Source organism: Streptomyces sp. NPDC053431 (assembly GCF_044544925.1).
GTDB lineage: Bacteria > Actinomycetota > Actinomycetes > Streptomycetales > Streptomycetaceae > Streptomyces.
Genome location: NZ_JBITXX010000014.1, coordinates 114,039 through 136,916, shown reverse-complemented (window position 1 = coordinate 136,916; position 22,878 = coordinate 114,039). Strand labels below are relative to the sequence as shown.

The following is a 22,878-nucleotide window of genomic DNA, read 5'->3' as shown; positions in this document are numbered from 1 at the left end:
CTGACGTCGCACCGCTCACGCCGTCGGGCCGGCTCCCCATGCCCTGTCCCACTCACCAATGGGAGTAAGCCCCCGTGGCCACGTTCCTGTACAAGCTCGGCCGCTCCGCCTTCCGGCGCCGACGGCTCGTCGCCCTGCTCTGGGTGGCGCTCCTCGCGCTCGCCGGCGTCGGCGCCGCCACCGCGCCCACCGCGACCTCCAGCTCCTTCTCCATACCCGGCACCGAGGCCCAGCGCGCCTTCGACCTGCTCGAACAGCGCTTCCCGGGCGGCAGCGCCGACGGCGCCACCGCCCGCGTGGTCTTCAAGGCCCCGGCCGGCCAGAGCATGAAGGACCCGGCCAACAAGGCCAAGGTCGAGAAGACCGTCGCCGCGCTGACCTCTGGCTCCGACCAGATCGCCCGGGTCACCGACCCGTACACCGCGCAGGCGGTCTCCCGCGACGGCTCGACCGCCTATGTCTCGGTCGCCTACAAGGTCAACGCGATGGAGCTCACCGACGCGACCCGCGACGCGCTCAAGGAGACCGGCCATGCCGCGCAGGGACAGGGGCTGACGGTCGAGATCGGCGGTGACGCGCTCCAGAGCATGCCGGAGACCGGCGCCGGCGAGATCGTCGGCGTGGTCATCGCGGGCATCGTGCTCGTCATCACCTTCGGCTCGCTCGTCGCCGCCGGACTGCCGCTGCTCACCGCGATCATCGGCGTCGGCATCGGCGTCTCCACCATCACCGCGCTCGCGAGCGTCCTGGACCTCGGCTCCACGACCTCCACCCTCGCGATGATGATCGGCCTCGCGGTCGGCATCGACTACGCCCTCTTCATCGTGTCCCGCTACCGCGCGGAGCTCGCCGAGGGCCGGGAGAAGGAGGAGGCCGCAGGGCGCGCCGCCGGCACCGCCGGCTCCGCCGTCGTCTTCGCCGGCCTGACCGTGGTCATCGCCCTGGTGGGCCTGGCCGTCGTCAACATCCCGATGCTCACCAAGATGGGCTTCGCCGCGGCCGGCACGGTGGTGATCGCCGTCCTCATCGCGCTCACGCTCATCCCGGCGCTGCTGGGCTTCGCCGGCGACAAGGTCGTGGGCCGCAAGCAGCGCAAGGCCGCGGCCGGCGACCCGGGGGACGCGGCCTCCCGCAACGCCGACCCGAAGAAGGAGAAGCCGAACGCGGGCACCCGCTGGGCCCGCTTCGTGATCCGCCGCCCGCTGATGGTCCTCCTCGTCGGCGTCCTCGGCCTCGGCGCCATCGCCGTGCCGGCCGCCTCCCTGGAGATGGGCCTGCCGGACGACGGCGTGAAGCCCACCTCGGCCACCGAGCGGCGCGCGTACGACCTGCTCTCCGACGGTTTCGGACCCGGCTTCAACGGCCCCCTGCTGGTCGTCGTCGACGGCGACAAGGCCACCGCCGACCGGACCGTCACCACGATCAAGGGCCTGCAGGGCTGGGCGCACGTCACCGAGCCGACCCCCAACAAGGCCGGCGACACCGCGATGATCACCGTGATCCCGAAGGACCGCCCGTCCTCCGTGGCCACCGAGAACCTGGTGCACGACATCCGCGGCGCCACCGGCGACGACGTCCTGGTCACCGGCGCCACCGCGATGAACATCGACTTCTCGCAGAAGATGAACGACGCGCTGCTGCCCTACCTGGCGCTGGTCGTCGGACTCGCCTTCCTGCTCCTCATGGTGGTCTTCCGCTCGGTCCTGGTCCCGCTGAAGGCGGCCCTCGGCTTCCTGCTCTCCGTGGTCGCCGCCCTCGGCGCGGTCGTCGCGGTCTTCCAGTGGGGCTGGCTGGGCAGCCTGTTCGGCGTCGAGCAGACCGGCCCGATCATGTCGATGATGCCGATCTTCATGGTGGGCGTCGTCTTCGGCCTCGCGATGGACTACGAGGTCTTCCTGGTCACGCGGATGCGTGAGGCGTACGTGCACGGGGCGCGCCCCGGCGAGGCGATCGTCACCGGCTTCCGGCACGGCGCCCGGGTGGTCACCGCCGCCGCCGTGATCATGATCGCGGTCTTCTCGGGCTTCATCGGCTCCAGCGAGCAGATGGTGAAGATGATCGGCTTCGGTCTGGCCGTCGCCGTCCTCTTCGACGCCTTCGTGGTCCGCATGGCGATCGTCCCCGCGGTGCTCGCGCTGCTGGGGCACAAGGCCTGGTGGCTGCCCAGGTGGCTGGCCCGGGTGCTGCCCAACGTGGACGTCGAGGGCGAGGGCCTGGCCGCGCCGGACGGCCGGGGCGACGGCCGGGGCAAGGACGGGGACCGGGAGCTGGTCTCCGTCTGATCCCAGAGATCTCCGGGGCCGCCGCGCGAGCGGGCGGTGTGCCCCGGACCGCGCCGGGACCTGTGGGGACGGGGAGCCGACGCGGCGCGTACGCCGTCAGCGTGCCGACATCGGCGCGCGGGCGGCGTACGTGTGGTTGAGGAAGCGGAGCAGGGCGGTCGTGTCGAACTGGACGACCGCGACGCCGTCGTCGGTGTGGAACTCCACCACCGTCTGCACCCGCCCGCACGGCCACACGCCGATGTCGCCGCGCCGGGCGGGGGCGCGCAGCCCGGTCTCCAGGAGGGCGCGGGGGAAGGACCACTCGATGTCGCCCGGGAAGACGAAACGGACGGTCGCGGGCTCGAAGGCGGGGTCGAAGCGGAGGGCCACCGGCACGGGCCGCGAGAGCGGGGCGTCGCTGATGATCCGGCCCTTGGCGTGGTCCTCGACTCCCTGGTCGTCAGCGGCGCGGGGCATCGGAGAGCTCCTCACACTCGTATGTCTTGTCAGTCCTAAATGTCCCACTATTTCCCGGCGCGCGCCGGGCGGGAGGCGAGCGGGAGGCGACGCCTCACTCCACTCCTGACCCCTGGGCGCTCTTGCAAACAGTTCGCAGGAGCGCTCTATCATTCGGGACGTGCATGTACCCGACGGATTCATCAACGCCCCCGTGTCGGCCGCTGCCGGTGTCGTCGCCGCCGGCGCCGTCGCCGTCAGCCTGCGCGGAGCGCGCAAGGAGCTCGACGAGCGGACGGCCCCGCTGGCCGGCCTCGTCGCGGCCTTCATCTTCGCCGTCCAGATGCTCAACTTCCCCGTCGCGGCCGGCACCAGCGGCCACCTCCTGGGCGGCGCGCTCGCGGCGATCCTGGTCGGGCCGTACACCGGCGTCCTGTGCATAGCCGTCGTCCTGCTCATGCAGGGCGTCCTGTTCGCCGACGGCGGCCTCACCGCGCTGGGCGTGAACATCACGGTCATGGGCGTCGTCACGGTCGTCGTCGCCTACGCCCTCTTCCGCGGCCTGGTCCTCCTGCTGCCGCGCACCCGCCGCTCGGTGACCGTCGCCGCCTTCCTCGCCGCGCTGGTCTCGGTACCCGCCGCGGCCACCGCCTTCACCGCGATCTACGCGATCGGCGGCACCACCGACGTGCCCCTCGGCAAGGTCCTCACCGCGATGGTCGGCGTCCACGTCCTCATCGGCGTCGGCGAGGCCGTCATCACCATGCTGACCGTCGGCGCCGTGATCGCCGTCCGCCCCGACCTCGTGCACGGTGCGCGCGGCCTGACCGCGCCGCTCAAGCTGCGCGTCAACGGCGAGCTGGTCGACGCCGCCCCGGCGGCCGCGCCCGCGGCCGTCCCCGGGGCGGCCCGGTCGCCGAGGAAGCTGTGGATCGGCGGCGTCGTCACCGCCCTGGTCCTCGCCGGCTTCGTCTCCTTCTACGCCTCCGCCAGCCCCGACGGCCTGGAGAAGGTCGCCGCCGACAAGGGCATCGACGCCAAGGTCCAGCCGCACGCCGCGGCCGACTCCCCGCTCGCCGACTACGGCGTCAAGGACGTCTCCGACGCGCGCCTCTCCGGCGGTCTGGCCGGCGTCATCGGCGTCGGCGCGACCCTCGCCGTCGGCACGGGCGCCTTCTGGGCCGTCCGCCGCCGCCGGACCGCCGCTTCCGCGCTGGAGGCCTGATGGGCGCCGGGCACGCGCACAAGCTCTACCGGCACGGGCACTCGCCGGTCCACGCGCTGCCCCCGCACACCAAGCTCGCCGCCGTCTTCGTCTTCGTCGTCGTGGTCGTCGCCACGCCCCGCGAGGCGATGTGGGCGTTCGGCCTGTACGCGCTGCTGCTGGCCGGCGTCGCGGCGGCGGCCCGCGTGCCGGCCCGGTTCGTGCTCGGACGGCTCCTCATCGAGATCCCGTTCGTCGCGTTCGCGCTGCTCATGCCCTTCGTGGTGCCCGGCGAGCAGACGCAGGTCCTCGGTGTTTCGCTCTCGGTCCCCGGTCTGTGGGGCGCCTGGAACGTCCTCGCCAAGGGCACCCTCGGTGTCGCCGCCTCCGTCCTGCTCGCCGCCACCACCGAGCTGCGCGCCCTGCTCCTCGGCCTCCAGCGGCTGAAGCTGCCGCCGATGCTCGTCCAGATCGCCTCCTTCATGATCCGCTACGGCGACGTGATCACCGACGAGATGCGCCGCATGTCCATCGCCCGCCGCTCGCGCGGCTTCGAGGCGCGGGGGATCCGGCACTGGGGCGTCCTCGCCAAGTCCGCCGGCGCCCTCTTCATCCGCTCGTACGAACGGGGGGAGCGGGTGCACCTCGCCATGGTCAGCCGCGGCTACACCGGGTCGATGCCGGTCATCGACGAGGTGACCGCCACCCCGCCCCAATGGCGGTACGCCGCCGCCCTGCCCGCCGCCGCCCTCGTCGTCTGCCTCCTGGGATGGACCCTGTGACCGAGCACCCCTCGCTGGACGTACGCGGCCTCGCGTACGCGTACCCGGACGGCCACCAGGCCCTGTTCGGCGTGGACCTGACCGTCGGGCGCGGCGAACGGGTCGCCCTGCTCGGCCCCAACGGCGCCGGCAAGACCACCCTCGTCCTCCACCTCAACGGCATCCTCACCGGCGGCGCGGGCGGCGTCACCGTCGCCGGGCTGCCCGTGGAGAAGCGGAACCTGGCCGAAATCAGGCGCCGGGTCGGCATCGTCTTCCAGGACCCGGACGACCAGCTCTTCATGCCGACCGTCCGCGAGGACGTGGCCTTCGGCCCGGCGGCGGCCGGCCTCCGGGGCGCCGAGCTGGAGGCCGTGGTCCGCAAGGCCCTCGCCCGGGTCGGCATGGAGGAGTTCGCCGACCGGCCGCCGCACCACCTGTCCTTCGGACAGCGGCGCCGGGTGGCCGTGGCGACCGTCCTCGCGATGGAGCCCGAGATCCTCGTCCTCGACGAGCCCTCCTCCAACCTGGACCCGGCCTCGCGCCGCGAGCTCGCCGACATCCTGCGCTCCCTGGACGTCACCGTCCTCATGGTCACCCACGACCTGCCGTACGCCCTGGAGCTGTGCCCGCGCTCGGTGATCCTCAGCGAGGGCGTCATCGCCGCCGACGGGCGGACCGTGGACATCCTGCAGGACGAGCGGCTCATGGCCCGGCACCGCCTGGAGCTGCCGTACGGCTTCGTCCCGAGCTCGGTGGCCTGACGGACCCCGGAATCGGCGGGCGGCCCCGGCCGTTGCACCATGGGGTTCGGTCGAACGAGAGGAAGCGTGGGTCAGGTGGACGTCCGGGGCACGGTGGCGGCGGGGTTCGAGCCGGTCAGGGACGCGTTCCTGCGCAACTTCGAGGGGCGCGGCGAGCGCGGTGCCGCGGTCGCGGTCTACCGGGACGGCACGAAGGTCGTCGACCTGTGGGCGGGCACGAAGGACGTCCAGGGTGACCAGCCCTGGGCCGTGGACACCGCCCAGGTCGTCCGCTCGGCCACCAAGGGCGTGGCCGCGGCCGTCCCGCTCCTGCTCCACCAGCGCGGCCAGCTGGACCTGGACGCGCCGGTCGGCACGTACTGGCCGGAGTTCAAGGCGGCGGGCAAGGAGCGGGTGACCGTACGGCAGCTGCTCGCCCACCGGGCCGGCGTCCCGGTCCTGGACCGCCCGCTGACCCTGGCGGAGGCGGTGGACCCGGAGACCGCCACCCGGGCGATAGCCGCGCAGGCCCCCGTCTGGGAGCCGGGTACCGCCCACGGTTATCACGCCCACACCTTCAGCTGGCTGCTCTCCGGCCTGGTCCACCGGGTCACCGGCCGCACGATTGGCCGCTGGGTCGCCGAGGAGATCGCCCGCCCGCTCGGCCTCGACCTGTGGATCGGCCTGCCCGAGGAGGAGACCCACCGGGTGGGGCGGCTGGGCCCGGTGGAGGAGCTGGAGCCGGCCGGCAGCGGGATGCTGCGGCTGCGCCCCAAGCCGGCGGTGACGGCGGCCTACCAGGACCCGGACTCCCTGACCCGCCGCGCCTTCGGGGTGATCGACCCCAAGCCCGACGAGAACGACCCGGTCTACCGGGCGGCCGAGCTGCCCGGTTCGGCGGGCGTCGCCACCGCCCGGGCCCTGGCCCGCTTCTACGCGGCCACGCTCGGACCGGTCGACGGCGGCCCCCGTCTCTTCGCCCCGGCGACCCTGACCCTGGCCCGCACCGAGGAGTCGGCGGGCCCGGACCGGGTCCTGGTGGTCAACACCCGCTTCGGCCTGGGCCACATGCTGCACGGCCCGGCCTCACCGCTCCTCGGCCCCGGCTCCTTCGGGCACCCCGGACGCGGCGGCTCGCTCGGCTTCGCCGACCCCGACTCGGGCATCGCCTTCGGCTACGTCACCAACGGCATGCGCAAGACGGTCACGGCCGACCCGCGCGCCCAGGCGCTGATCCGGGCGGTGAAGGCGTCCCTCTGACGCCGCACGCGGCGCGGGCGGCCCGGCCGGGCCGCACCGGGCGGTGCCGGAACGCGCCCGTGGGTCTCAACTCGCGTACAGCATCAGTCCGATGCCCACCACCATCAGACCCGCCGCCGCGACCCGGGGGGCGCCGAAGCGCTCCTTGAAGAGGAGGGCGCCGATCGCGGCGCCGACGATGATGGACGACTCGCGGAGGGCGGCGATCGGGGCCAGCGGGGCCTTGGTCTGGGCCCAGAGGACGAGGGCGTAGGCGGCGACGGACATGGCGGCGGCGAGCAGTCCGCGGACCGCGTACGGGCGGAGCTCGCCGGCGAGCCGGGAGCGGCGGCGGGCGAGGGCGTACGCGGGGATGACCAGGCCCTCCAGGAGCATCAGCCAGGCGATGTAGCCGAGCGGGGTCCCCGAGGCGCGGACGCCCACGCCGTCCACGACCGTGTACGCGGCGATCGACAGCCCGGTCGCGCCCGCGGCCAGCAGGGCCGGCCAGTGCGGGCGGGCGCCCTTGCCGCGGATGCCCCACAGGGCGAGGCCGGTGAGGCCGGCGCAGGCGACCGCGACGCCCGCCAGCTGGCCGGCGTCCGGGATCTCGCCGACGAACACGGCGGCGAGCAGGGTGACCACGAGCGGGGCGGTGCCCCGGGCGATCGGGTACATCTGGCCGAAGTCCCCGAGGTCGAAGGACTTCATCAGCAGGGCGTAGTACGCGACATGGAGCACGGCCGAGGCGATCAGGTACGGCCAGGCGCCCGCCGCCGGCACCGGGGTGAAGCACGCCCCGGCCATGCCGAGGAGCGCGCCGCCGCCGGATATGAGGGTGAAGGACAGCAACTTGTCCCTGATCGCCGCGGCGATCGCGTTCCAGCTCGCGTGCGTCACGGCGGCCAGCAGGACCGCCGCGGCGACCAGCGGCGTCACGCCGTACGCTCCCGGACGTCCACCACCGTGCCGCCCGCGTGGGCGATCAGCGCCTCCGGGTCGAGCGCGAACACCGTGTGCGGGGTCCCGGCCGCCGCCCACACCACCGCGTGGTCGAGCAGTCCGCGGTCGGCGAGCACCCGGGTGCGGGTCCGGTGCCCGAACGGCGGGACGCCGCCGATCGCGTACCCCGTCGTCTCCCGGACCAGCCGCGCGTCGGCGCGCGTGACCGCCGCCGCGCCCAGCTCCTCGCGCACCCGCTCCACGTCCACCCGCGAGGAGCCGTCCATGAGGACCAGCACCGGCGCCCCGTCCGCCGCGAAGATCAGCGACTTCACGATCTCCGACACCGCGCAGCCGATGGCCTCGGCGGCCTGAAGCGCGGTCCGGGTCTCGTCCGGGAACCGCCGGACCTCGACGTCGAGGCCCAGCTCCTTCAGGGTGGCGGCGAACCGGGGGTGGGCATCACCATGCGACGTCGTCATGGCACCGCACGCTAGCGGTCCGTGTACGGGACACGCGACCGGGTTCCGCGACCTGGCCGGGCCCGGTGCCCGCCCACGTCCCGCCCGGTCCGGCACCGAGCCGCCGCTGTCCCGCCCGGTCCGGCACCGAGCCACCGCCCATCAGGACCCGGCCGGCACCGGGCCGCCGCTGTCCCGACCGTTCCGGCGCCGGGCCGCCGCCCGTCAGGACCGGTCCGGCCCCGGCCCCCGCCCGTCCGCCGCCCCCGCGCTAGCCCGCGTTCAGGACCCGTGCCACCACCGGGCCCGCCGCGTCCACGCCGTGCCCGCCGCCCTCGACGAACGCGGCGGCCGCGAGGTCGTCCGAGTACGCCGTGAACCAGGAGTCCGAGGTGGCCTGGCCGCCGACCTCCGCCGAACCGGTCTTGGCGCCCTTGTCCCCGCCGACCGAGGACATCACGCCGGACGCCGTGCCGTAGCTCGCCGTCGCCGTCAGCCGCATCATGGCGCGCAGCTGCCGGGCCACGGAGGACGGCAGCTTCCGCTCGGCCGTGGCGAACTCGCGGTCGTCCACCTTCCGGGCGACCAAATACGGCTGCTTGAAGCTGCCGTACTTCGCCGTGGCCGTGATCGAGGCCATGTTCAGCGGGTTCATCTGGACCGTGCCCTGGCCGATGTACTGCTCGGCGGCGCCGCCGCCGGTCTCCTCGGGGACCGAGCCGTCGACCGACCGGATGCCGGTCTTCCATTCGAGGCCGATGCCGAAGACCTCCTTGGCCTCCTTGCCCAGGGCGGAGTCGTCGCCGACGTCGTCGATCTTCTTGATGAAGGCCGTGTTGCAGGAGCGGGCGAAGCTCTTCCCGAACGTGGCGCCGTTCATCGAGAAGCCGTCCAGGTTGCCTATCGTCCGGCCGTGGTACAGGGCGGTGGGCGGGCACTCGGCGGCCTGGTCCGCCTTGACCAGGCCCTTCTCCAGGAGCAGCGCCGCCGTGACGATCTTCATCGTGGAGCCGGGCATCTTCTTGCCCTCGAAGGCCGCGTTGAAGCCGTTCGCCGGGCTGTTGGCGACCGCCCGTACCGCGCCCGTGGACGGTTGGATCGCGACCACGGAGGCGGTGCTGTACTGCTTCACGGCCCGCTCGGCCGCCGCCTGCACGTCGGCGTCGATCGTCGTCTCCAGCTTGCCGGGCTCACCCTTGGTGAGGGCCAGCAGCGTCGTGTCGGGCACGCCCTCGACACCGGAGTCGACGACGAGCTCGACGCCGGGCTTGGCGCCGCCCGTCGCCCCGTACCGCTCGCGCAGCTGGTCCAGGACCGGCCCGAGCGACGGGTACTTCTCCGCCGTCAGCACCCGGCCCTTGCGATCGACGGCCTCGATCGCCCCCGCCTTGGCGTAGCCGGTGCGGAGTGAGGCGCCCGGCGTCAGCTTCGGGTGGATCACGGTCGGCTTCCAGTCGACCAGCGGGCGTCCGGTGGTGAGCCCGCGCACCACGGTGAGCTGCGAGGAGTACGTCCACGGCTTGGACACCCCCGCGTCCGTGACGGTCGCCTTCACCGTGAACGGCACCGTCGCCCCGGTCGCCGGCCCCGGCGTGATCGTCGCCGCGGAGACCGCGGCCTCCGCCCGGAAGCCCAGCAGCGCGGACCCGGCGGCGACCGGATTGTTCGTCAGCTGGGAGGCCTGCTCGGCCTCACCGCCGGCCCAGGCCGCGAGGAAGTCCCTGGCGGTGGCCGTGACTTCCTCGTCGGTGACCGGACCGCTCTTCCTGCCGCCGGACCCGGACGCCGACACGGTGCCGCCCGAACCGCCCGTGATCCCGTTCCAGAGGTTGTACCCCCCGTACCCGACCCCGCTCGCCACGACGACGAACACCCCGCCGACGATCGCGACCTTGGCTCCACTGCGCATCGCTGCGCCTCCCTCCCCAGGTGTGGCCTTTCGGCAGCCTAAGGGGCAGGAGTGACAGCGGCGACGGTCGTTACCCGAAAGCGACCGGTCCGTCGGTTCTCCGCGACGCCGCTCGTCGGGTAAGGGCCTAGCCTGAGAAGGAGGGGGTTCCTACCGAGGTGGTGTGCCGTGTCCGAGGACAGCGCGTACTGGGCTTCTGGAAACTGGCAGGTCTCCGAGGGCGATGCCGACGAGTTCATCGACCGCTGGAGGGCCTTCCTCACCTGGACGAAGGAGGCCAATGACGGCTTCCTGTCCGCGCGGCTCATCCGGGATCTGAACGAGCCGCGCCACTTCGTGTCCTTCTCCTCCTGGCGGGACCCGACGGCGATGAAGGAGTGGCAGAGCAAGCCCGAGTTCGCCGAGCTGCTCGGCGCCTGCCGGGCACTGTGCGACGACATGTCGGCCGGCGGTTACGAGCTGACCGTGGCCGTGTGACGAGGCCGCGGGGCCGTGTTGACGAGGCCGCGGGGCCGAAGCGAAGAGGGCGCGACCGCCGGTCGCGCCCTCCTCCCGTCTCCGCACCGCTAGACCCAGGTGTCCAGCCACATCCTGTTCCGCCACTGGTCCATCGGAATCGCCTGTCCGGTGTACAGGGGCCAGAAATAGATGAAATTCCAGACGATGAGGAGAACGAGCACTCCCGCGCCCACCGCCCCGAAAGTGCGGCGTCTTTCCGAGGAGCCCGCGGGTCCCACGATCGCCCCGGTCATCATGGCCACCGCGAGACACAGGAACGGGACGAACACCACCGCGTAGAAAAGGAAAATGGTGCGCTCCTGATAGAGGAGCCACGGCGCCCAGCCGGCCAGGACGCCGCAGGCGATCGCGCCGGCCCGCCAGTCGCGGCGGAAGGCCCAGCGCCACAGGACGTACAGGAGCGCGAAGCAGGCGGCCCACCACAGGAGCGGGGTGCCGAGGGCGAGGACCTCCTGGGCGCACTTCTCCTTGGCGTCGGCCGGGCAGCCGGCCGTGCCGGGGGCGGGCGACTCGTAGAAGTAGGAGACCGGGCGGCCGAGGACGAGCCAGCTCCACGGGTTCGACTCGTAGGTGTGCGGCGAGCTCAGGCCCACGTGGAACTTGTAGACCTCGGTCTCGTAGTGCCACAGGCTGCGCAGCCACTCCGGGAGCCAGCCCCAGGTCCCGCCGCCGCCGATCCTGTCCTGCTCGGCGGCCCAGTGGCGGAAGTAGCCCTTGTCGGTGAAGATCCAGCCGGACCAGGTGGCCAGATAGGTGGCGATCGCGACCGGGACGGTCGACACGAAGGCCGGCACCAGGTCGTGCCGGGCCACCGCCGCGAACGGGCGGAACGCGCCGGCCGTGCGCCGGGCCCCGAGGTCCCACAGGACCGTCATCAGGCCGAACGCGGCCATGATGTAGAGGCCGTTCCACTTGGTGCCGGCCGCCAGGCCCAGCATCACGCCGGCCGCGAGCCGCCACGGGCGCCATCCCAGCCCCAGCTTCTCCGCCACCGACGCGTCCGGACGGAGGATGCCGTCCGGATCCACCGGCAGGGCCGCCGCCAGACGCGCCCGCGCCTTGTCCCGGTCCACCACCAGGCAGCCGAACGCGGCGAGCACGAAGAACATCAGCACCTGGTCGAGCAGCGCCGTCCGGCTCATCACGAAGTGCAGGCCGTCCACCGCGAGGAACAGGCCCGCCAGACAGCCCAGGAACGTCGAGCGGAACAGGCGGCGGCCGATCCGGCACAGCATCAGCACCGACAGGGTGCCGAGCAGCGCCACCATGAAGCGCCAGCCGAAGGGCTCGAAGCCGAAGATCTTCTCGCCGACGCCGATCACCCACTTGCCGACCGGCGGGTGGACCACGTAGCCCGGCTCGGTCGGGATCAGCACCGAGCCCGGGTCGGCCAGGATCGTCTTGTCGATGTCCTTCGGCCAGGCACCCTCGTATCCCTGGTTGATCAGGGCCCACGAGTCCTTGGCGTAGTACGTCTCGTCGAATATCACGGCGCGCGGCCTGCCCAGATGCCAGAACCGCAGCAGGCCCGCGACCAGCGCGACGAGCAGCGGTCCGCCCCACGCGGCGAGCCGCCACACCCGGTCGGCGGCGGCCGGGGAGATCCCGAGCAGCGACCACAGGCGGGGCGAGGGCCGGGTGTACGGGGGGACGAGCCGCTCCCGCAGACCGGGGGTCAGGGAGCTCGTGGCGGGCGGGCGGTAGCCGAAGCGCCGCAGCCGCTGCTGCCACGATGAGGGCTCTGCCACGGGGTGCTGACCCTCCAGGGCCTCGGGTGCGGTACTGGTCACCGCGCCATCGTAGGGAACGCGCCTGTGCGCGTCGCCTGTCGTGGCTGGGAGGATGACCCATGTGACAGGAATGCTGGTACTCGCAGGGACCCCCATCGGTGACATCGCGGACGCTCCGCCCCGGCTCGCCGCCGAACTGGAGAACGCGGACATCGTGGCCGCCGAGGACACCCGCAGGCTGCGCGGGCTGACCCGCGCCCTCGGCGTCCACACCAAGGGCCGGGTGGTCTCGTACTTCGAGGGCAACGAGTCCGCCCGTACGCCCGAGCTGGTGGAGGCGCTGGCCGGCGGGGCGCGGGTGCTGCTGGTCACGGACGCCGGGATGCCGTCCGTGTCCGACCCCGGCTACCGCCTGGTCGCGGCCGCGGTCGAGCAGGACATCAAGGTCACCGCCGTGCCCGGCCCCTCCGCCGTGCTCACCGCGCTCGCCCTGTCCGGGCTGCCGGTGGACCGCTTCTGCTTCGAGGGCTTCCTGCCGCGCAAGGCGGGCGAGCGGCTCGGTCGGCTCCGCGAGGTCGAGGGCGAGCGGCGCACGCTCGTCTACTTCGAGGCACCGCACCGGCTCGACGACACCCTGGCCGCGATGGCCGAGGTGTTCGGCGCCGAGCGCCGGGCCGCCGTCTGCCGCGAGCTGACCAAGACCTACGAGGAGGTCAAGCGCGGTCCGCTCGGCGAGCTCGCCGCCTGGGCCGCCGAGGGCGTCCGCGGCGAGATCACCGTCGTGGTCGAGGGCGCGCCCGAGACCGGGCCCGCCGAGCTCGACGCCGAGGAGCTGGTGCGCAGGGTGCGGGTGCGCGAGGAGGCGGGGGAGCGGCGCAAGGAGGCCATCGCGGCGGTCGCCGCCGAGGCCGGGCTTCCCAAGCGCGAGGTGTTCGATGCCGTCGTGGCGGCAAAGAATGCGGCGGCGCCAGGCCCCGGAAACGGTAAAGGACTAATCTGAAAGGCAAAGCGGAACCCGGCGACGGGCCTGCTCGAAGGCCTTTTGGGCAAGGAAACGCCAAAGAGCGTCCATGGTTCTTCCGACGCTGATGCGCTCCGGCCGGAAAAGGCGTCCACTGGTTCAGTGGAGAGGAGCTGGAATGAGTGAGATCACCGGCACCGGAGCGCCCGTCGCACACGAGGCGTACGCCTTCGCCTGCATGAGATGCGGTTACGGCTGGGAGCAGGCGTACGACATAGAGCACCACGTGGACGCCCGCGGCAACGAGTTCGTCGTCTACAAGGCGGACGGCGCGCGGGTCCCGTCCCCGCTGTCCCGGCCCACCTGCATGAACTGCGGCAGCCATGTCGTGCGGATCATGCGTGCCGGGCAGGTGTCCTCGGTGCTGGACACGGTCGCCGCGACCGAGCGGCACAGCCGTGGCGCCCGGTCGACACGACCGGTGTCCATCGCCGGGCCCATCGGTCAGGAGCTGACCGAGGACGCCGCCGAGAGGGGCGAGGAGCGCCCGCCCGTACCCCACCACTGGCACCTCTCCGACCTCCTGCACCCCTTCCGCAACCGCAGGTAAGGCGTTCCCAGGCGGCGGAACTCATGGCCCTCGTACGATCGGGGCCATGAGTTCCAAGGACGCCCCGCCGCCGCTGCCCGAGCCCCTGCTGGTCGAGGTCGCGGACTCGCACACCCATCTCGACATGCAGTCCGGCACCGTCGAGGAGGCCCTCACCAAGGCCGCCGCCGTCGGTGTGACGACGGTCGTCCAGGTCGGCTGCGACCTCAAGGGCTCGCAGTGGGCCGCCGAGACCGCCGCCCGGTACGAGAACGTGCACGCGGCCGTCGCGCTGCACCCGAACGAGGCGCCCCGGATCGTCCTCGGGGACCCGGACGGCTGGTCCCGCCAGGGCGCCCGCGAGGCGGGCGGCGACGCGGCGCTCGACGACGCCCTCGCCGAGATCGACCGGCTGGCCGCCCTGCCCCACGTCCGCGCCGTCGGGGAGACCGGCCTGGACCACTTCCGCACCGGCCCCGAGGGGATGGCCGCGCAGGAGCGTTCCTTCCGCGCCCACATCGAGATCGCCAAGCGGCACGGCAAGGCCCTCGTCATCCACGACCGCGAGGCCCACGCCGACGTGCTGCGGGTCCTCGACGAGGAGGGCGCGCCCGAGCGGACCGTCTTCCACTGCTACTCCGGCGACGCCGAGATGGCGGAGATCTGCGCCGCCAAGGGCTACTACATGTCCTTCGCCGGCAACGTCACCTTCAAGAACGCCCAGCCGCTGCGCGACGCCCTCGCGGTGGCCCCGCCGGAGCTCGTCCTCGTCGAGACCGACGCCCCGTTCCTCACCCCCGCGCCGTACCGGGGCCGCCCGAACGCCCCCTACCTGATCCCGGTCACGGTCCGGGCGATGGCCGCGGTCCGCGGGATCACCGAGCAGGAGCTCGCCGAGGCCATCGCGGTGAACACGGCCCGCGCCTTCGATTACTGATCCATAACGGTTACGTAAGGTAGTCGGGTCGTTTTGGAGAGTGACCGCGCCCGGGGCTAGGGTCCCGGCCTCGTGAGCACTTCGCATCGATCCGGGGCCCGCCGCGCCGCACGGCGGCGCAAGGCGAGCCCGGCCGCCGCCGAGAGGCTGCGGCGGATCGTCCCGCAGGCCCTCGTCGTCGCCTTCCTCGCCGGCGGCACCAGCGCCTTCGTCGTCAACGACAAGGCCGTCCGGCTGTCCGTCGACGGCATCCCCCGCACCCTGCACACCTTCGCCGACGACGTCGACGAGCTCCTCGCCGACGAGGGCCTGGCGATCGGCGAGCACGACATCGTCGCCCCCGCGCCCGGCACCGACCTCGTCGCGGGCGACGAGGTCGTCGTCCGCTACGGCCGGCCCGTCTCCCTCACCCTCGACGGCCGGCGCCGGCAGGTGTGGACCACCGCGCGCACCGTCGACGGCGCCCTGCGCCAGCTCGGCGTGCGCGCCGAGGGCGCCTATCTGTCGGCCTCCCGCTCGGCCCCCATCTCCCGCCAGGGCCTCACCCTCGACGTACGCACCGAGCGGGCCGTCACCTTCCTGGCCGACGGGCGGGAACGGACCGTCCGCACCAACGCGGCCACCGTCCGCGAGGCCCTCGACGAGGCCGGCATCACACTCGCGGGCCAGGACACCACCTCCGTACCGCTCGGCTCCTTCCCGCGCGACGGCCAGACGGTCACGATCCTGCGGATCACCGGCACCCGGGAGATCCGCGAGGAACCGGTGCCGTACGCCGTCGAGCGGACCCGGGACCCGGAGCTGTTCGCCGGCACCGAGGTCGTCGAGCAGCGGGGCGTGCCGGGCGTCCGCCGGGTCACGTACACCCTCCGCACCGTCAACGGGGTCCGGCAACGGCCCCGCCGGGTCGCCGAGGAGACCGTCCGCGAGCCCGTCCCGCAGAAGGTCCGGGTCGGCACCCGCCCGCTGCCCGGCTCGGTCGCCGGCGCCGACGGCCTGAACTGGGGCGCACTCGCCGCCTGCGAGTCCGGCGGCCGCCCGAACGCGGTCGACCCCTCCGGCACCTACGGCGGCCTCTACCAGTTCGACCCCGGCACCTGGCGCTCCCTCGGCGGCAGCGGCGTCGCCCAGAACGCGTCCGCCGCGGAACAGACCTTCCGGGCCAAGAAGCTCTACGTGACGCGTGGGGCGAGCCCCTGGCCCCACTGCGGCCGCCGGCTCTACCGGTGAGGCGTAGGTCGGGCGTACGGGCGCCCCGTAGGCTGTACCGGTGAGCACCACCACCGGCCCCGACAGCCCCGACGCCCTCCTCGGCCCCGCCGACATCCGTGAGCTGGCCGCCGCCCTCGGCGTCCGCCCCACGAAGCAGAAGGGGCAGAACTTCGTCATCGACGCCAACACCGTGCGGCGGATCGTCCGCACGGCCGAGGTGCGCCCCGACGACGTGGTGGTGGAGGTGGGCCCCGGGCTCGGCTCCCTCACCCTCGCGCTCCTGGAGGCCGCCGACCGCGTGACGGCCGTCGAGATCGACGACGTCCTCGCCGCCGCGCTGCCGTCGACCATCGCCGCCCGGATGCCGCAGAAGAAGGACCGCTTCGCACTGGTCCACTCCGACGCCATGCACGTCCAGGAGCTGCCCGGCCCGCCGCCCACGGCCCTGGTCGCGAACCTGCCGTACAACGTCGCCGTGCCGGTGCTGCTGCACATGCTGGACCGCTTCCCGACCATCGAGCGGACCCTGGTCATGGTGCAGGCCGAGGTCGCCGACCGGCTCGCCGCCGGACCGGGCAACAAGGTCTACGGCGTGCCGTCGGTGAAGGCCAACTGGTACGCGGAGGTCAAGCGGGCCGGCGCCATCGGCCGCAACGTCTTCTGGCCCGCGCCCAACGTCGACTCCGGCCTGGTGTCCCTCGTCCGGCGCAGCGAGCCGCTGCCGACCACCGCGACGCGGGAACAGGTCTTCGCCGTCGTCGACGCGGCCTTCGCCCAGCGCCGCAAGACCCTGCGCGCCGCCCTCGCCTCCTGGGCGGGCTCGCCCGCGGCGGCCGAGGCGGCCCTGGTGGCGGCCGGGATCTCGCCGCAGGCGCGCGGCGAGGCGCTCACGGTCGAGGAGTTCGCGCGGATCGCCGAGAACAAGCCGGAGGCGAAGCAGCAGTGAGCGTGACGGTACGCGTCCCCGCCAAGGTCAACGTGCAGCTCGCGGTCGGCGGCGCCCGGCCCGACGGCTTCCACGACCTGGCCAACGTCTTCCTCGCCGTGTCGCTCTACGACGAGGTCACCGCGACCCCCGCCGAGACGCTGACGATCAGCTGCGAGGGGCCCGACGCCGACAAGGTGCCGCTCGACCGCACCAACCTGGCCGCGCGGGCCGCCGAGCTGCTCGCCGCGCGGCACGGCATCGCCCCCGACGTGCACCTGCACATCGCCAAGGACATCCCGGTCGCCGGCGGCATGGCCGGCGGCAGCGCCGACGGCGCGGGCGCCCTGCTCGCCTGCGACGCGCTGTGGGGGCTGAACGCCTCGCGCGCCGAGCTCCTGGAGATCTGCGCCGAGCTGGGCAGCGACGTGCCCTTCAGCCTGGTCGGCGGCGCCGCCCTCGGCGTCGGGCGCGGCGAGCGGCTGACCGAGCTGCCGGTCGGCGGCGCCTTCCACTGGGTGTTCGCCGTCGCCGACGGCGGCCTGTCCACCCCGGCGGTGTACGGCGAGTTCGACCGCCTCAACGAGGGCGTGGACGTGCCCGAGCCGGTGGCCTCCCCGGCGCTGCTCGACGCCCTGCGCTCCGGCGACACCGCCGCGCTCGCGGGCGCCCTCGCCAACGACCTCCAGCCGGCCGCGCTGTCCCTGCGGCCCTCGCTGGCCGCGACGCTGGCGGCCGGCACGGAGGCCGGCGCGCTGGCCTCGCTGGTCTCCGGCTCGGGGCCGACGACCGCGTTCCTGGTGAAGGACGCCGAGTCCGCCGAGGCGGTCGCGGCGGCCCTGATCGCCTCCGGCACCTGCCGGACGGCGCGGGTGGCGACCTCCCCGGCGACCGGGGCGAGGGTCCTCGACTGACCTGCTACACGCCCTACAGCTTGTTCTTCGAGATCCGGGCGAGCAGCAGGTTCGGGTCCGGGGTCGTGTTCGGCGGGGCGAAGTAGGCCGCGCTCGGTACGTAGACCTGCTTGGCGTGCACGGCCACGGAGGTCGGGTTGCGCAGACCGTCGGCGTGGGTGAGCACGGTCTTGTGGCTGCCGTCGGGGCGGACCAGGACGACCTCGTCGGACAGGATGAGAGCAGCCAGGATCGTGTTCCCGTGGTGCCCGGTGAAGGCGAAGTCGTCGATCCCCGGGAGTTCGGTCGCCCAGGACTCGACCGGTCCGGCCGCGTGGCTGGACGCACGGCCGATCGGGATGCGCAGCAGGGTCCCCTGAGCGGTGTTGGACACCCAGACCGCCCCCTCGTGCACCTTGAGGCCGTTGGCGCCGAAGGGCAGGGCCGCGGTCGGCGCGAGGGCGGGCCCGGAGGCCCAGACCGTGGCCGCCCCGGACTCCAGCGACACCCTCCACACCAGGCCGCGGGCGGAGTCGGCCGCGTAGAGCGTGTCGCACTCCTCGTCGAGGGCGATGCCGTTGGGGAACGTGTCGGTCGGCAACGAGGCGAACTGCTCGGGCGCACCGCCGTCGGGGCCGATGCGCCAGATACCGGTCTCGGCGGTGCCGGTGGCATAGGCGACGTACAGGGTGCCGTCGTGGGCGCGCGCGATGCCGGTGGCGATGGCGGCGCCGAGGTTGGGCGAGTGCGGGTTCGCCACGGTGGGCAGCTCGGCGACGGGATGCCGGTGGCCGTCCTTGTCGACGCGGACGACCTTGTGGGCGAAGGCGAGGGTGAGGTCGGCGGATCCGTCGGGTTCGAGCGCGATGTTCTCGGGCGTCTGGCCCTTCTGGAAGTCGAAGTGGGCGATGACGTGCGGATCCGTCACCGTGGGATCGCCGGCCGAGGCGGGCGCCGCGACGAGCACGGTGAGGGCGGAGGCGGCGGCGACGGCGGCGGCCAGGCGGGGGAGGCGGGCGGGGCGGGTGAGGCGGGTCATGGGTCTCTCCTTGTGAGGGTGCGACACCAGACGAAGATGGCGGTCCGTCAGGCCGGCCGGCCGGGAGCCCGGGCCGCGAGGTCGCCCGCGCGGCGGACCGCGGCCAGCCATCCGCGCGCGGCCGGGCGGAGCACGGCGATGGGGCCGTACTCACGAGCGAGTTGAGTATCCGAGCGGTGACGGCGTCCGTGGCGGGCGCGGCACCGTGCCCGTATGGGAATCAGCGCGCGTGACCTCGCCGCCGCGACACCGGCGACCCGGGACCGTTATGTCGACCTGCTGCGGGTCGCCTCGCTCGCGGTCGTCGTGCTCGGGCACTGGCTGATGGCCGCCGTCACGGCCGACGGGCAGGTCGGCAACCTGCTCGCCGTCGTGCCCGGCCTTCAGGTGCTGACCTGGGGGCTCCAGGTCATGCCGGTCTTCTTCTTCGTCGGCGGCTTCTCGCACGCCCTCGCCCACCGCTCGCGCCCGCGGTACGCGGCCTTCCTGCGCGCCCGGCTGCAGCGGCTGCTGCGGCCGACCATGGTCTTCATCGGGGCGTGGGGCGCGCTCGCGCTCGCCGTCCAACTGCTCGGCGCCGACGGCGGCCTGGCCGGGGTGGCGCTGCGGCTCGTCACCCAGCCGCTGTGGTTCATCGGCATCTATCTGGCGATGGTCGCCCTCACCCCGCCGCTGCTCCGGCTCCACGAGCGGCACGGCTGGGGCGCGTTCGCCGGGCTGGTCGCGGGCGCGGTGCTGGTGGACGTGCTGCGGTTCGCGGCCGGGGTGCCGTACGTCGAGTTCCTGAACTTCGCCCTGGTCTGGCTGGCGATCCACCAGCTCGGCTTCCTGCGCGCCGACGGCATGATCCGCCGCCCGGCGCTCCTGGCGGGCGCGGGCCTCGCGGGGGCGGCGCTGCTGGTCGCCCTGGGGCCGTATCCGCTGTCCATGGTCGGCATGCCAGGCGAGAAGGTGTCGAACATGGCCCCGCCCACGCTCGCCCTGCTCTGCCACGGCCTGTGGCTGGTCGGTGCGGTCGAGCTCCTGAAGGGCCCGGGCGCCCGGTTCACGGCCCGCGCGCGGGTGTGGCGGGTGGTGGTGGCCGCGAACGGGATCGCGATGACCGCGTTCCTGTGGCACCTGACGGCGATGCTCGGCGTCTACGGGGCGCTGCTCGCCCTCGGCGTACGGCTTCCGGAGCCCGCGACGGGCGCCTGGTGGGCCCAGGTCCCGCTGCGGATCGCCGCCGCGGCCGTCCTCACGGCGCTGCTCGTCGGCGTCTTCCGGCGCTTCGAGCACCCGGTGCCGGCCGCCCCGGCGACCGGCGCCGGCGGTCCGCTCGCCGCGCTCGGGATCACGCTCGCCCTGCTCGGCGTCCTCGGCCTGTCGATGACCGGCTTCGGCGGTCTCCTGGAGGGGCACACGGCGACCCTGATCGCGGTCCGGGTGACCGCCCCGGCCGCGGTCGCGACGGCCCTCGCGGGCTGGTTCCTGGTCGAGCGGGCCGGGCGGGTCTAGGTCCTGTCGTCACACTCCCGTCGTCGCCCGGAGGGCGGGGCAGGCGGGAGTGTGACGGCAGGCCCTGGCCGGCCCGCCGGGGCTCTTCCCGGTCCTGCGCGGCGAGCCGGGCCTCGAAGCCGTCCAGGACGGCCTCCGGACCGAAGGCGAAGGAGTGGTCGGGCGCCGCGGTGTACGGGGCAGCCGCGCTGCCGCCGAGGCGCTCGCGCAGCCGCGGGAAGGCCCTGGCGACCTCGGTGGCCGCCGCCATCGTCTCGGCGGGTTCCTTCTCGGGGTCTCCGCTCCTGCTCAGCCGCCGGGTCAGCGAGACCTGCGCGGCGGCGCCTAGGGCGCTGCCGAGGACGAGGACGAGGACGAAGACGGTGGCCGCGGCCCGGTCGGGGTCGTCGGGGGAGAAGCCCGCCCGCTCGTAGAGGGCGAGGCTGTGGTCGTCGTGCCGGGACCTGCCGGGGCCGTGGAGCAGGTGGCTGCCGAAGGCCTGGCCGAGCCAGGGGTGCCGGGTGAGCATCGCGTGCGGGCTGCCGGCCATGGCGGTGGCGGCGGTCCGCCGGTCGAGCGCGTCGAGGTCGGGGAGCTCCACCTCGCTCCAGACCGCGTCGCCGGCCGGCCGGACGAGTTCGTCCTTGGCCTGATGTGCCGGTAGACGGCGGTGGCGGCGGTACCGAACTCGGTTCGGAGCGGTGCTCCCGGGGTCCTCCCGTCTCGTCGGCGGGCCGACCTCCCGGCGACGTACCCTGGGACGTCGATCGCAAGCCCCGTACAGGAGTGAAATGGCCGTCAACCTGGTCAATGTCGAGTCCGTCAGCAAGGTGTACGGCACCCGTGCGCTGCTCGACGGGGTCTCGCTCGGCGTCTCCGAAGGGGACCGGATCGGCGTCGTCGGCCGGAACGGCGACGGCAAGACCACCCTCATCCGGATGCTCGCCAAGCTCGAGGAGGCCGACACCGGCCGCATCACGCACAGCGGGGGGCTGCGGCTTGGCGTGCTCACGCAGCACGACTCGCTCGACCCGAAGGCCACCATCCGGCACGAGGTCATCGGCGTCATGGCCGACCACGAGTGGGCCGGCAGCGCGAAGATCCGCGACGTGCTCACCGGGCTCTTCGGCGGGCTCGACCTGCCCGGCTTCGAGCACGGCCTCGACACCGTGATCGGCCCGCTCTCCGGCGGCGAGCGGCGGCGCATCGCGCTCGCCAAGCTGCTCATCGAGGACCAGGACCTGATCGTCCTCGACGAGCCCACCAACCACCTCGACGTCGAGGGCATCGCCTGGCTCGCCCAGCACCTGCAGAACCGGCGCTCCGCGCTCGTCTGCGTCACCCACGACCGCTGGTTCCTCGACCAGGTCTGCACCCGCATGTGGGACGTGCAGCGCGGCAGCGTCTACGAGTACGAGGGCGGCTACTCCGACTACGTCTTCGCCCGCGCCGAGCGCGAGCGGATCGCCGCCACCGAGGAGGTCAAGCGGCAGAACCTGGTCCGCAAGGAGCTCGCCTGGCTGCGCCGCGGCGCCCCGGCCCGTACCTCGAAGCCGCGCTTCCGGATCGAGGCCGCCAACGCGCTGATCGCGGACGTGCCGGAGCCCCGCGACACCAGCGAGCTGATGAAGTTCGCCAACGCCCGGCTCGGCCGGACGGTCTTCGACCTGGAGAACGTGACCGTCACCGCCGGACCGAAGGAGCTGCTCAAGCACCTCACCTGGCAGCTCGGCCCCGGCGACCGCATCGGCCTGGTCGGCGTCAACGGCGCCGGCAAGACCTCGCTGCTGCGCGCCCTGGCCGACGCCGCCTTCTCCGAGGGCGAGCGGCAGCCCGCCGCGGGCCGGATCGTCGTCGGCAAGACCGTGCGGCTCGCCTACCTCTCCCAGGACGTCACCGAACTCCCCGCGGAGCTGCGGGTCCTGGAGGCCGTGCAGCGGGTCCGCGACCGGGTGGACCTCGGCAAGGGCCGGGAGATGACGGCCGGCCAGCTCTGCGAGCAGTTCGGCTTCTCCAAGGAGAAGCAGTGGACCCCGGTCGGCGACCTGTCGGGTGGCGAGCGCCGCCGCCTCCAGCTCCTCCGCCTCCTCATGGACGAGCCCAACGTGCTCTTCCTCGACGAGCCCACCAACGACCTCGACATCGAGACCCTGACCCAGCTGGAGGACCTGCTCGACGGCTGGCCCGGCTCGATGGTCGTCATCTCCCACGACCGCTTCTTCCTCGAGCGCACCACCGACCGCACCTTCGCGCTGCTCGGCGACAAGACCCTGCGCATGCTGCCGCGCGGCATCGACGAGTACCTGGAGCGGCGGCAGCGGATGATCGCGGAGGCGATGCCGGCGCCGGCGGCCGCCCCGGTCAAGGAGAAGTCGGCCGCCGACGCGCGCGCCGCGAAGAAGGAGCTGCAGAAGGTCGAGCGGCAGCTCGACAAGGTCTCCGAAAAGGAGACGAAGCTGCACGCCCAGATCGCCGAGAACGCCACGGACTTCGAGAGGGTGGCCAAGCTGGACGCGGAGCTCCGGGAACTCGCGAACGAGCGCGAGGAGTTGGAGATGCGTTGGCTGGAACTGGCCGAGGACGCGTAGAGATGTCGTAGAGGACGCGTAACGAGGGCA

At 73.4% G+C, this 22,878-nt stretch carries 20 protein-coding genes and 1 pseudogene; 14 read left to right on the top strand and 7 right to left on the bottom strand.

Annotated features, from left to right (window positions below):
- Positions 1–74 precede the first annotated feature (74 nt).
- Positions 75–2,282 (top strand): MMPL family transporter, encoded by a 2,208-nt coding sequence (locus ACIGXE_RS28265; protein WP_399751695.1) that lies wholly within the window; start codon positions 75–77, stop codon positions 2,280–2,282.
- 96 nt (positions 2,283–2,378) lie between these two features.
- Here ACIGXE_RS28265 and ACIGXE_RS28260 read toward each other — a convergent pair whose 3' ends face one another.
- A complete protein-coding gene (locus ACIGXE_RS28260; RefSeq protein ID WP_399751694.1) occupies positions 2,379–2,741 on the bottom strand; it encodes an SsgA family sporulation/cell division regulator in 363 nt (120 codons plus the stop codon).
- Between the two features lie 160 nt (positions 2,742–2,901).
- Here ACIGXE_RS28260 and ACIGXE_RS28255 point away from each other — a divergent pair, with 160 nt between their 5' ends.
- The 4 genes from ACIGXE_RS28255 to ACIGXE_RS28240 are packed head-to-tail and all read left to right on the top strand — an operon-like array spanning position 2,902 to position 6,688.
- Complete coding sequence (locus tag ACIGXE_RS28255; RefSeq protein ID WP_399751693.1) at positions 2,902–3,945, top strand: energy-coupling factor ABC transporter permease; 1,044 nt, start codon at positions 2,902–2,904, stop codon at positions 3,943–3,945.
- Positions 3,945–4,706, top strand: a complete 762-nt coding sequence (cbiQ, locus tag ACIGXE_RS28250; RefSeq protein ID WP_399751692.1) for a cobalt ECF transporter T component CbiQ — start codon at positions 3,945–3,947, stop codon at positions 4,704–4,706. The genes ACIGXE_RS28255 and cbiQ overlap by 1 nt, the downstream gene beginning before the upstream one ends.
- Positions 4,694–5,449, top strand: coding sequence for an energy-coupling factor ABC transporter ATP-binding protein (locus ACIGXE_RS28245; RefSeq protein ID WP_399751691.1), 756 nt, complete (start codon positions 4,694–4,696; stop codon positions 5,447–5,449). The genes cbiQ and ACIGXE_RS28245 overlap by 13 nt, the downstream gene beginning before the upstream one ends.
- Positions 5,450–5,488: 39 nt before the next feature.
- Positions 5,489–6,688: a serine hydrolase domain-containing protein gene (locus ACIGXE_RS28240; RefSeq protein ID WP_399751690.1), complete on the top strand. Its 1,200-nt coding sequence runs from the start codon at positions 5,489–5,491 to the stop codon at positions 6,686–6,688.
- Positions 6,689–6,754: 66 nt separating this feature from the next.
- Here ACIGXE_RS28240 and ACIGXE_RS28235 read toward each other — a convergent pair whose 3' ends face one another.
- From ACIGXE_RS28235 to ACIGXE_RS28225, 3 genes are all read right to left on the bottom strand, one after another.
- Positions 6,755–7,606: an EamA family transporter gene (locus ACIGXE_RS28235; RefSeq protein WP_399751689.1), complete on the bottom strand. Its 852-nt coding sequence runs from the start codon at positions 7,604–7,606 to the stop codon at positions 6,755–6,757.
- Positions 7,603–8,091, bottom strand: coding sequence for a YbaK/EbsC family protein (locus tag ACIGXE_RS28230; protein WP_399751688.1), 489 nt, complete (start codon positions 8,089–8,091; stop codon positions 7,603–7,605). The genes ACIGXE_RS28235 and ACIGXE_RS28230 overlap by 4 nt, the downstream gene beginning before the upstream one ends.
- Positions 8,092–8,341: 250 nt before the next feature.
- Complete coding sequence (locus ACIGXE_RS28225; RefSeq protein ID WP_399751687.1) at positions 8,342–9,979, bottom strand: penicillin-binding transpeptidase domain-containing protein; 1,638 nt, start codon at positions 9,977–9,979, stop codon at positions 8,342–8,344.
- A 168-nt stretch (positions 9,980–10,147) separates the two neighbouring features.
- Here ACIGXE_RS28225 and ACIGXE_RS28220 point away from each other — a divergent pair, with 168 nt between their 5' ends.
- Positions 10,148–10,456, top strand: coding sequence for an antibiotic biosynthesis monooxygenase family protein (locus ACIGXE_RS28220; RefSeq protein ID WP_399751686.1), 309 nt, complete (start codon positions 10,148–10,150; stop codon positions 10,454–10,456).
- Between the two features lie 89 nt (positions 10,457–10,545).
- Here the strand turns inward: ACIGXE_RS28220 and ACIGXE_RS28215 are convergent, their stop codons facing one another.
- Positions 10,546–12,288 (bottom strand): dolichyl-phosphate-mannose--protein mannosyltransferase, encoded by a 1,743-nt coding sequence (locus ACIGXE_RS28215; RefSeq protein ID WP_399751685.1) that lies wholly within the window; start codon positions 12,286–12,288, stop codon positions 10,546–10,548.
- Positions 12,289–12,340: 52 nt separating this feature from the next.
- On the opposite strand from ACIGXE_RS28215, the gene rsmI reads away from it, so the two are divergent.
- The 6 genes from rsmI to ACIGXE_RS28185 all read left to right on the top strand — a co-directional run bounded on the left by rsmI (position 12,341) and on the right by ACIGXE_RS28185 (position 17,766).
- Entirely contained in the window at positions 12,341–13,228 is an 888-nt protein-coding gene (rsmI, locus tag ACIGXE_RS28210; protein ID WP_399751684.1) for a 16S rRNA (cytidine(1402)-2'-O)-methyltransferase, read from the top strand.
- Between the two features lie 139 nt (positions 13,229–13,367).
- The gene (locus tag ACIGXE_RS28205; protein WP_399751683.1) at positions 13,368–13,799 is read left to right on the top strand and encodes a hypothetical protein; all 432 of its coding nucleotides are present in this window, start codon (positions 13,368–13,370) and stop codon (positions 13,797–13,799) included.
- A gap of 46 nt (positions 13,800–13,845) precedes the next feature.
- Positions 13,846–14,715 (top strand): TatD family hydrolase, encoded by an 870-nt coding sequence (locus ACIGXE_RS28200; RefSeq protein ID WP_399751682.1) that lies wholly within the window; start codon positions 13,846–13,848, stop codon positions 14,713–14,715.
- A 72-nt stretch (positions 14,716–14,787) separates the two neighbouring features.
- Complete coding sequence (locus tag ACIGXE_RS28195; RefSeq protein WP_399751681.1) at positions 14,788–15,945, top strand: ubiquitin-like domain-containing protein; 1,158 nt, start codon at positions 14,788–14,790, stop codon at positions 15,943–15,945.
- Between the two features lie 40 nt (positions 15,946–15,985).
- Positions 15,986–16,873: a 16S rRNA (adenine(1518)-N(6)/adenine(1519)-N(6))-dimethyltransferase RsmA gene (rsmA, locus tag ACIGXE_RS28190; RefSeq protein ID WP_399751680.1), complete on the top strand. Its 888-nt coding sequence runs from the start codon at positions 15,986–15,988 to the stop codon at positions 16,871–16,873.
- The gene (locus tag ACIGXE_RS28185; RefSeq protein WP_399751679.1) at positions 16,870–17,766 is read left to right on the top strand and encodes a 4-(cytidine 5'-diphospho)-2-C-methyl-D-erythritol kinase; all 897 of its coding nucleotides are present in this window, start codon (positions 16,870–16,872) and stop codon (positions 17,764–17,766) included. The genes rsmA and ACIGXE_RS28185 overlap by 4 nt, the downstream gene beginning before the upstream one ends.
- A gap of 13 nt (positions 17,767–17,779) precedes the next feature.
- On the opposite strand, the gene ACIGXE_RS28180 is transcribed toward ACIGXE_RS28185, so the two are convergent.
- The gene (locus ACIGXE_RS28180) at positions 17,780–18,784 is read right to left on the bottom strand and encodes a DUF6923 family protein (RefSeq protein WP_399751678.1); all 1,005 of its coding nucleotides are present in this window, start codon (positions 18,782–18,784) and stop codon (positions 17,780–17,782) included.
- Between the two features lie 213 nt (positions 18,785–18,997).
- Between ACIGXE_RS28180 and ACIGXE_RS28175 the strand changes: the two genes are divergently transcribed.
- Entirely contained in the window at positions 18,998–20,281 is a 1,284-nt protein-coding gene (locus tag ACIGXE_RS28175) for an acyltransferase (RefSeq protein WP_399751677.1), read from the top strand.
- Positions 20,282–20,447: 166 nt separating this feature from the next.
- Here the strand turns inward: ACIGXE_RS28175 and ACIGXE_RS28170 are convergent.
- Positions 20,448–20,810 (bottom strand): annotated as a pseudogene (locus ACIGXE_RS28170) (TetR/AcrR family transcriptional regulator); the annotation flags it as partial.
- 241 nt (positions 20,811–21,051) lie between these two features.
- On the opposite strand from ACIGXE_RS28170, the gene ACIGXE_RS28165 reads away from it, so the two are divergent.
- Positions 21,052–22,848: an ABC-F family ATP-binding cassette domain-containing protein gene (locus ACIGXE_RS28165; RefSeq protein WP_399751676.1), complete on the top strand. Its 1,797-nt coding sequence runs from the start codon at positions 21,052–21,054 to the stop codon at positions 22,846–22,848.
- Positions 22,849–22,878 lie beyond the last annotated feature (30 nt).

Excerpts from the sequence above, each read along its gene's own strand:
- ACIGXE_RS28260 (WP_399751694.1), bottom strand. The coding sequence starts at position 2,741 with ATGCCCCGCGCCGCTGACGACCAGGGAGTCGAGGACCACGCCAAGGGC.
- cbiQ (WP_399751692.1), top strand. The coding sequence starts at position 3,945 with ATGGGCGCCGGGCACGCGCACAAGCTCTACCGGCACGGGCACTCGCCG.
- ACIGXE_RS28245 (WP_399751691.1), top strand. The coding sequence starts at position 4,694 with ATGGACCCTGTGACCGAGCACCCCTCGCTGGACGTACGCGGCCTCGCG.
- ACIGXE_RS28240 (WP_399751690.1), top strand. The coding sequence starts at position 5,489 with ATGGGGTTCGGTCGAACGAGAGGAAGCGTGGGTCAGGTGGACGTCCGG.
- ACIGXE_RS28230 (WP_399751688.1), bottom strand. The coding sequence starts at position 8,091 with ATGACGACGTCGCATGGTGATGCCCACCCCCGGTTCGCCGCCACCCTG.
- ACIGXE_RS28225 (WP_399751687.1), bottom strand. The coding sequence starts at position 9,979 with ATGCGCAGTGGAGCCAAGGTCGCGATCGTCGGCGGGGTGTTCGTCGTC.
- rsmI (WP_399751684.1), top strand. The coding sequence starts at position 12,341 with ATGACCCATGTGACAGGAATGCTGGTACTCGCAGGGACCCCCATCGGT.
- ACIGXE_RS28205 (WP_399751683.1), top strand. The coding sequence starts at position 13,368 with ATGAGTGAGATCACCGGCACCGGAGCGCCCGTCGCACACGAGGCGTAC.
- ACIGXE_RS28200 (WP_399751682.1), top strand. The coding sequence starts at position 13,846 with ATGAGTTCCAAGGACGCCCCGCCGCCGCTGCCCGAGCCCCTGCTGGTC.
- ACIGXE_RS28180 (WP_399751678.1), bottom strand. The coding sequence starts at position 18,784 with ATGACCCGCCTCACCCGCCCCGCCCGCCTCCCCCGCCTGGCCGCCGCC.
- ACIGXE_RS28175 (WP_399751677.1), top strand. The coding sequence starts at position 18,998 with ATGGGAATCAGCGCGCGTGACCTCGCCGCCGCGACACCGGCGACCCGG.
- ACIGXE_RS28165 (WP_399751676.1), top strand. The coding sequence starts at position 21,052 with ATGGCCGTCAACCTGGTCAATGTCGAGTCCGTCAGCAAGGTGTACGGC.